The sequence below is a fragment of the Mammaliicoccus sp. P-M59 genome (assembly GCF_022386135.1).
GTDB classification, from domain to species: domain Bacteria; phylum Bacillota; class Bacilli; order Staphylococcales; family Staphylococcaceae; genus Mammaliicoccus; species Mammaliicoccus sciuri_A.
The window spans coordinates 225,891-232,849 of record NZ_JAJNJJ010000004.1; the positions used below are offsets into that span (position 1 = coordinate 225,891).

6 protein-coding genes and 1 rRNA gene are annotated in these 6,959 nt (G+C 33.1%); 2 read left to right on the top strand and 5 right to left on the bottom strand.

The annotated features are described in order from the left end of the window. Position 1: 1 nt before the first annotated feature. The gene (locus LQ617_RS08680) at positions 2–463 is read right to left on the bottom strand and encodes a CtsR family transcriptional regulator (RefSeq protein ID WP_025904841.1); all 462 of its coding nucleotides are present in this window, start codon (positions 461–463) and stop codon (positions 2–4) included. Positions 464–638: 175 nt separating this feature from the next. Here LQ617_RS08680 and LQ617_RS08685 point away from each other — a divergent pair, with 175 nt between their 5' ends. Next, positions 639–1,859: a NupC/NupG family nucleoside CNT transporter gene (locus tag LQ617_RS08685; protein ID WP_037589906.1), complete on the top strand. Its 1,221-nt coding sequence runs from the start codon at positions 639–641 to the stop codon at positions 1,857–1,859. 55 nt (positions 1,860–1,914) lie between these two features. Here LQ617_RS08685 and pdxT read toward each other — a convergent pair whose 3' ends face one another. Together pdxT and pdxS are read right to left on the bottom strand one after the other, a co-directional pair. Further along, positions 1,915–2,490, bottom strand: coding sequence for a pyridoxal 5'-phosphate synthase glutaminase subunit PdxT (gene pdxT, locus LQ617_RS08690; RefSeq protein ID WP_037589905.1), 576 nt, complete (start codon positions 2,488–2,490; stop codon positions 1,915–1,917). Position 2,491: 1 nt separating this feature from the next. Continuing rightward, the gene (gene pdxS / locus LQ617_RS08695; RefSeq protein WP_025904838.1) at positions 2,492–3,379 is read right to left on the bottom strand and encodes a pyridoxal 5'-phosphate synthase lyase subunit PdxS; all 888 of its coding nucleotides are present in this window, start codon (positions 3,377–3,379) and stop codon (positions 2,492–2,494) included. 111 nt (positions 3,380–3,490) lie between these two features. Between pdxS and pdxR the strand changes: the two genes are divergently transcribed. Next, entirely contained in the window at positions 3,491–4,879 is a 1,389-nt protein-coding gene (pdxR, locus tag LQ617_RS08700) for a MocR-like pyridoxine biosynthesis transcription factor PdxR (protein ID WP_239740183.1), read from the top strand. Positions 4,880–4,906: 27 nt separating this feature from the next. Here the strand turns inward: pdxR and LQ617_RS08705 are convergent, their stop codons facing one another. Beyond that, positions 4,907–6,790 (bottom strand): FUSC family protein, encoded by a 1,884-nt coding sequence (locus LQ617_RS08705; protein ID WP_239740184.1) that lies wholly within the window; start codon positions 6,788–6,790, stop codon positions 4,907–4,909. Positions 6,791–6,877: 87 nt separating this feature from the next. Next, positions 6,878–6,959: ribosomal RNA gene (gene rrf, locus LQ617_RS16140) — 5S ribosomal RNA — on the bottom strand; the annotation flags it as partial.

Here is a 6,959-nt window from a genome sequence, read left to right on the forward strand (position 1 = left end):
TTTAACTATAATGTATGACGGCAAGTATACGTTTCAATATATTTGCTCGAATAATATCTCTATATGGTATTTCTATTTGCAATGTATCTCTATGAAGCGTTTGAACAATCATTTTTTTCTCTCTATCTGTAATTAAGTCATTTTCATACAAACCATCCACAATTCTAAATGCATTTGCTTGTGAGATTTGATCACCTGTCAATTCAATTAGATGTCTAATGAATGCTGATTGACTATTCGTTTCAACTTTTGAAATACGAATGTAACCACCGCCGCCTCTTTTACTTTCGATAGCGTATCCGTGCTCATTTGTAAATCTTGTTTTTATAACATAGTTTAATTGGGAAGGTACACAATCAAACTTTTCAGCAATATGTGCACGTTTAATTTCAACGACATCTCCTTGAGCCTCCTCTAGCAATTGCTTTAAGTATTGCTCAATGATATCCGACATGTTGTGCATTAATTCATCACCTCTTTTGACCTTCTTTGACTATATTATATGTTCTGTTGTTTATTATTTCAATTAATTTGTTTCTTTAAAAATTTTTAAAATTTTATACCGCTTTCAAAAGAAATAAGTTATCATATAAGGTAGGTTATGATTGAGTATAAACGAAGGGAAAGGTGTGTCAATTATGCATTATATTATCGGGATTATCGGTATCTTATTATTCCTATTTCTAGCATGGTTAGTAAGCTCTGATAAAATGCGTGTTAGATGGCAGTATATAGGATTAATGATCGTAATCCAGTTTATATTTGCTTTCTTATTATTAAAAACAACAGGTGGATTAACTATCATAGGTGGTATTTCAAGTGGTTTTGGCTACATCATAGCAAAAGCTATGGAAGGGATAAACTTCGTATTTGCGGGTATTGCAAATATCGATCCTAAGACAGATAAGCCTGTTTCAGTTTATTTCCTTAACGTATTAATGCCAATTGTGTTTGTATCAGCACTTATCGGTATTTTACAATATCTTAAAATCTTACCTCTTATCATTAAATATTTAGGTTTAATTATTTCTAAAGTTAATGGTATGGGTAAATTAGAATCATATAATGCGGTCGCATCTGCAATTTTAGGTCAATCAGAAGTGTTTATTTCTATCAAAAAACAACTTCCATTAATTCCTAAACATCGTATGTATACATTAACAGCTTCAGCTATGTCTACTATATCTGCATCAATCGTTGGTGCATATTTTACGATGGTTGAACCAAGATACGTTGTAACAGCTATCGTATTAAACTTATTTGGTGGATTTATTATGGCATCCATTATTAATCCATATACAGTAGATCCAAAAGAAGACGACATCATGATTCAAGAATCAGAAGAAAAACAATCATTCTTCGAAATGTTAGGTGAATATATTTTAGATGGTTTCAAAGTTGCTGTTATCGTAGCAGCAATGTTAATCGGTTATGTTGCATTAATCGGACTATTAAATGGTGTTACGTCTAACATTTTAAGTTTCGTTTCTGGTGGTTCAGTATCATGGGACTTCCAAACATTAATCGGATTTGTATTTGCACCATTTGCCTTCTTAACAGGTGTTCCTTGGGCAGATGCAGTACAATCAGGTAGTATTATGGCTACTAAAGTTCTTTCAAATGAATTTGTTGCGATGGGTATTCTACCTGATGCAGATATTTCAGAAAGAGCAAATGGTATCATTTCAGTATTCTTAGTTTCATTCGCAAACTTCGGTTCTATTGGTATCATCGCGGGTGCTGTTAAATCATTAAATGACAAACAAGGGGATAATGTCGCGCGCTTCGGTATTAAATTATTATACGGTGCAACATTAGTATCATTCTTATCAGCTACAATCGCAGGATTTTTCTTATAATAAAAAGAAGCAGTCTACAGAACAATAATCGTTCTGTAGACTGCTTTTTTGTTTATTATACTTGCTCTGTTTGGTATTGTTTTACGATTTCTTCAATGAAATACGCCATTATTTTGTAGTCTTCAGTAAGTTCCGGATGGAATGAAATACCTAAGTATTGATTTTGTCTTACAGCTACAATTCTATCTTCGACCTTAGATAATACCTCAACACCTTCATGAGCTGATTGTATGTGAGGTGCACGTATAAATACGGCATTAACCGCTTCTTCAATACCTTTAACATCTAAATCTTGTTCAAAGCTATCTACTTGTCTACCAAATGAATTTCTCTCAACTACAACGTCCAATTTATTTAAATGACTTTCTTGGCCAACTACTTCTTTCGCTAAAAGTATTAACCCAGCACAAGTTCCATACATAGGTAATGAGCTATTTCTTAGTGCTTCTGTAAAGCCGTATAAATCCATTAAACGACGCATAGTCGTTGATTCTCCACCAGGTAAGACTAAACCATCAATTTCATCTAATTGCTCTACATGCTTAATTGTAATACCTTCATGGCCAGCTTTTTCAATATGCTTAATATGTTCTCTTACAGCACCTTGTAAACCTAGGACACCTATCTTCATATTACCATCCACGCTCTTGCATACGTTCTTCTAATGATAATTGATTGATGTCTAAACCTTTCATAGCTGGTCCTAATTCTTTAGACAATTCAGCAATTAATTTATAATCTTGATAATGTGTAGTTGCTTGAACAATTGCTTTAGCAAATTTTTCTGGAGCTTCAGATTTAAAGATACCAGATCCAACGAATACACCGTCAGCACCTAATTCCATCATTAACGCAGCATCAGCTGGCGTTGCAACCCCACCTGCTGCAAAGTTTACAACTGGTAAACGACCTAAATCTTTAATTTCTTTTAATACTTCATATGGTGCACCAATATTTTTAGCTTCAGTCATAATTTCGTCGTCACTCATCACAACTAATTTACGCACTTCTGCGTTCACTTGTCTCATATGACGAACTGCTTCAACTATATTACCAGTTCCTGGTTCACCTTTCGTACGTAACATTGCAGCACCTTCACCAATTCTACGTGCAGCTTCACCTAAATTACGGCAACCACAAACAAATGGCACTGTAAATTCATCTTTTTTCAAATGATATTCTTCATCAGCTGGTGTTAACACTTCTGACTCATCAATATAATCAACGCCCATTGATTCCAATACGCGTGCTTCTGTAATATGACCAATTCTACCTTTAGCCATAACAGGAATAGATACAGCATTCATAACTTCTTCTACAATACGTGGGTCAGCCATTCTTGCTACCCCACCTGCTGCTCTAATATCAGATGGTACGCGTTCTAATGCCATTACAGCAACAGCACCTGCTTCTTCAGCTAATTTAGCTTGTTCGGCATTAACCACATCCATGATTACGCCACCTTTTTGCATTTCTGCCATACCTCTTTTAACTTTATCTGAACCAGTAATTTTTGACATCGAAAAACTTCCTCCTTTTAAATCGCTTACTAGTAGGTTATACTAAATTCTGAACTGGTAAAAGAGTCAGATTTATCAAATAATTAGTGGTCAGTTTTCGAGGTGAATAAAATGGAAATGCTCATGTTCGACATCAATAGGAAGATTAATACGCCAATATACATACAACTATATGAAAATATCAAAAAAAACATTATTAACGACGTTATGAGGTATAACGAGAAATTACCTTCCAAAAGACAATTAAGTCATTATTTATCGGTTAGTCAAACAACGATAGAACACGCTTATCAGCTACTTTGTGATGAAGGTTATATCTATAGTAAAAATCGTTCTGGCTTTTATATTAATGATATCGTTAATCTACCGGTAACCTATAAATCCAAGATTCCTGAAGCTCACTATATAGAAGAACAAAAGTATCAATATAGCTTTAAACTAGGCGCAATAGACAAAACGCATTTCCCGAATGACCTTTTTAGAAAATACGCTAAAGAAGCATTTGATGAACAGCAAATAGATTTATTAGATAGTGGCCATAAACAAGGTGATTTTAATTTAAGAAAAGAAATCAGTTATTATGTCTTTCATAGTCGCGGCGTAAATTGTTCTCCAGATCAAATTGTCGTTGGGTCGTCAACAGAACAGTTATTATCCATTATTACAGATATCATTTCAGAGTCTAAATATATGATAGAAGATCCTTTATACAAACAAGTGAGAGATTTATTAAAAAGAAAACATATCCCATTTGACTTTATTCCCGTTACGCAAAATGGGATTGATATAGAGGAAATTATCAAGACGGATAGTGATGTTGTGTATATAACACCTAGTCATCAATTTCCAACTGGTGTCATTATGGACTTAAAACGACGAACACAACTCATCAAATGGGCTTCAGAACAAGACAATCGATTTATTATTGAAGATGACTATGATTCAGAGTTTAGATATAGTGGAAGGCCGATACCAGCACTACAAAGTTTAGATCATTCAGATAGCGTCATATATGTTAGTACGTTCTCTAAATCTATTTCGCCTTCGTTGCGTGTAGCATATGCTGTACTTCCGAAAAATTTAATTGCTTTATATCACAAAAAGACAAACATAGAAGGTGGCACCGTACCAAGACATACACAATATATGTTAGCAAGGTTTATGAATGAAGGACATTTCGAAAGACATTTAAATCGCATGAGAAAAATATATCGAACTAAAAGAGATATCATACTCGAACAACTCAAAAAATACCCTGAAACCTTTTCGATTTCAGGGGAATTAACGGGAATGCATTTTATATTAAATGTTCATAATGGTTTATCTTTAGAGGAATGTATAAGAAAAATTGAAGCATGCAATATCGATATTAAACCCCTCTCTCATTATCGCTTTAAACAAACTGATGAGAAACCTCACTTTGTTCTCGGATTCGGTGGTATTAATATTGAAGATGCCAAAACACATATCAATAGTTTAATAGAATGTTTAACCAAATAAAAAAAGACTTCATCGCGAAGTCTTTTTTTATTTGCTATGACTTAAACTTTGTAATTTCATTAGTTCATTTCTAATACTTGTATATTCTTTTAATTCTGGTAAATCAATTTTTTCATAGTCTGCATTAAAGACCACTTTCTTACAAATATTCTCATAAGTCGCTAAATAAAGTCCTAAGTCATGGTCTGATAGCGTCGTAATCTTACCTTGTGCATAAGCTCTTTCTAACGTAAATGCTAATTGTTCAACTGTAAATATAATCGGATAAACATATTCAATCTTTTTAACTTTGTTATCCATTTCATTCAACGCAGCTTGATACATTGCCTTCGTATTCATGATCTCAGTGTGCAAATCTGTGATGACTTTTGATTTTGCAATATTATGATGATACTTATTAGAAGAAAATATTGCATGAAACAAACTTGCTTGTAGTTTTAACGTATTATTAATCGTCTTAGGTAATTTTTTAGATGCTTGATTTCTTCCTACTATCAGTACACCAATTAAACCTATTACTGAACCAATTACAACATCAACAATTCTTGGCATCACTAAATATGTATCGAAATGTTGAGTGATTGCTGCTGACATTAAAAGAACATTCGGCGTGATGAATGTGACTGCAATTGTATAATTAAATGCGACTAATAACTCAGCTGTCCCCATCAAGATGGCCATTAGTATGACAATCGTCCATGTATTAGGCTCAAATGATAAAATTAAAATTGCGACTAACATACCTGTAATTGTACCTACTGTTCTTTGCAATGCTCTTTGGATTGTAGAGAGTGATGATGAACCTAATAATACAGAACAACAAGATATTGGTATCCAATATGCTCTTTCAAACCCCATACCAAATGCAATAATAACTGAAGTAAATAATATAATTCCATATTGCATCGAAGACATTAAAACTAATGAATCTCTTGATAAATTTTCTTTAATAATTCTTGAGTACATCGGTTTTCTATAAATAATTTGTTTATCAAATTGTAAATTCTTATCGTTAAGAATAATGACTGTATCATTAATTAATTCAGCTAATGACTTTATGTAAGAGCTCTCTCCATCATATTTAATCGGTACATATTGAGCAGATTCATTTCCTGCAATTCTAAGCTGAATATAAGTAAGTGCTTCACTTATTTCTATTGGTAACTCTTTATAACCTTGAGAAGATAATTCTAAACAAGCAGACCATATAGCTTCACCGCGCCCTTTTAACTGCAACATTCTATTATAACCATGCGTTTTATTCCAAAAAGCATTAGCTGTCGTCAAAGTATTTGTTGCATGATGTATCGCATTTAAAGTATTACTACGTGCATCATCAAATTTTTTCCCACTAAAATTTTCAGTTAAATATGCTAAATTTTTATAAATATTTGATACACTTTCAGCTTCCGGTTTTTTATGATTAAACATTGCATCAACAATTACAACAATTGTACTGACAATACCACCACATAAAACAAGTAATCCTCTGTTTAGGAAATCTTCAGGCATAATTGGCATAATAGAAGCTACACTATATGTAAGTACAAAGAATAAAGAAGAAGGACCAGGTATTTGAAAAGCTTTTAAAACGAAATGACCTATCATCCCTATAAGTCCTAATACTAATGCATATAAAAATGGAATCGTTATTGTAATCGTTCCTAACATGATACAAACACTTAATACTATAGAAACTGCTATAACTTTTCTAATTCGTGAAGGATATGACCCATTAATAATGTATATATTACTAAATGATCCTAATAACGCAGTTAGTCCTAGATCGAATCTTCCAAGTAATACACTTCCAGCTAAAATGATAAAAACAATAATAGCTTGCATAAATGCTTTTTTAGTTGCAAGATTGTTCTTATTCACTTTAAACATCACATCAAAATACTTTTTCATGTTATATCTCCTCTCACAATTTTCAAGCAAAAAAAAGAGACCTAACAGGTCTCGAGTGCGGCTCATCGCATCCATTTATAAATATTTGCCCGGCAACGTCCTACTCTCGCGGAACGTAAGCCCAACTACCATCGGCGCTAAAGAGCTTAACTTCTGTGTTCGGCATGGG